General features: G+C 36.3%; 2 protein-coding genes. Both read right to left on the reverse strand.

All coding sequences use genetic code 11. The annotated features are described in order from the left end of the window. On the reverse strand, positions 1-1,275 hold a 1,275-nt coding region (locus VK998_RS06260), incomplete at its 3' end, for a hypothetical protein (RefSeq protein WP_325226639.1). Further along, positions 1,275-1,754 carry a hypothetical protein gene (locus tag VK998_RS06265; protein ID WP_325226641.1) on the reverse strand — a complete coding sequence of 160 codons (480 nt, stop codon included), beginning with the start codon at positions 1,752-1,754 and terminating at the stop codon, positions 1,275-1,277. The genes VK998_RS06265 and VK998_RS06260, both read right to left, overlap by 1 nt. Between the last annotated feature and the right edge of the window lie 165 nt (positions 1,755-1,919).

Consider the following 1,919-nt stretch of genomic DNA (forward strand, 5'->3'; position numbering starts at 1 on the left):
CTCACCTGCTGAACCTTGCTTGCTTGCACTCTGATACCCACTATCATTACTAAATGAAAGTTTTAATACGGATGCGTAATTTGTGCCTATCTCATCATCTGATCGGAAAATATTAATATTAATAGTGCTACCATCATTGGAAACTGATGTTACGGTATATACTTTTCCAGCCTGTGTGTTTGTGATAATCAAATCCTTGATGCCAACCAGATTCGTTATATTGTCGCCATCTGCGCTATCTGAATAAATTGTATCCCTATTCCTAATTGGAGCCACATGACCTTCCACAGCCTTCCCAGTAACCGCCTCACTGGTATCGGCAGGGTCTAAGGTATTTGCATAAAATTCATCACGCTTTACCCAGCTTCCAGCAGAATCATCCCAACGGTAATAGCCATTATTAGATGCTGTGGAGTCATTCATCACAACACCTATAGTTTGATCTGACTGTGAAGTATCAGCATCCATATCAGATTTTGTGTTGTACCCTATAACCCCTGTTGTTTGCGCCTCTTGTAAAAGATCTGTTACTTCTTTTGAAGGAATTTTATTACCGACTAAGTCCCAGTTGTTACCACTGTCATTATATTGTAAATAATTATAATAACCTTCATTATCCTGATACAAACCCAAATCTCCACTGTTAGCCTCTGTAGTGGGTGGTAACTGTCCTTGGACAAAGGAAATGTTTTCTTCATTAAAAAACTTTTGGTCGAAAGACAGTCTTATCCAAACACCATTGCTATCATCATTTGGGTCTGTATTAAACCAATTAGAATCGTTTTCATTACCATAACTTCCATTATCCCACGTTGGTGAAATTATCTGTAGTCCATTATGGTCTTGTCTTGTCCTGTCGGAACTCCAATAATATAATGATCCTTCACCGTCATTTATCTCATTATATCCTAAAGTTCTACGAGTAGGTGTCGAAGTTAAGAAAAATTCAAAGGTATTAGGAATTTCGTTTTCAAAATCTTTTACTGTATTAAGTTTTTTAGTAAAAAACGAGTCTGTTCTTCTCAGACTTGGTTGTGGCGCTCCAATATGTATCCACTCACCCTTATCAAAATCCCACCTTACTCGTTGAAAAATATCCTCCTCTACTGGATATTGCCCAAAGGCCAATCCACTACCCGCTACATAATCTGGTGGCAAAACCCCAACATCTGTTGAGATATAGTCAAGGTTCAAACCTTCAGAACCAGCTATACCCTTAGCATACTTCTCAGACCTGGCTCGGTTACCAGTAATAAGACTATCTAATAAACTCATTATGTTATATCTTTTTCTATGTCTATTTTAAATCTCATAAATGTATATATACTATCAAAGGCAATGCCTTGCACGTCTAATTCAACAATTGGTTTGTTATAATCTTCTAATATACTATAACCCGCGTCAATCAAATGTAGCTCATCATAAGTAGTATTGGGTGGATTACCTTGATCTATGTCATATTGCAACGCTTCTTCTGATTGACCCAATACAAAATTACTTTCTTGTAAAGGATACGAAGTAGAATGTCTTGAATGTAGTTTAAACACTCCTTCAAAACTATCAAATATAGCAAAGTTGAACGGTGTGTTTTCGTCGTCCAAGTGTATTCCTTTAATAGATAAACTTATCTCATCACCCTCATATAGGTCGACATCTTCGACAATGTAAGGGTACTGTTTTGGTGCGATGATAAATGAATAATCATCAAACCGTTCTATATATCGCTCGCCCTTTTCCTCTGTTTTACAACTCATGTTTTAATATAACAAAATTTTAACAATTAAACAAATCTAACGCCTTTTTCTTGACTCAAATAGAAAGGACACTTGTTGCAATACAAAATCCTGAACGGGACTAGTAATTTTCCAATATATTTGTCTTCCATTCTTATTAGCAGGGTTTACTCCTATATGTGTTAA

Origin of the sequence: Schnuerera sp., from assembly GCF_035459645.1 — a bacterium.
Lineage (GTDB): Bacteria > Bacillota > Clostridia > Tissierellales > Tepidimicrobiaceae > Schnuerera.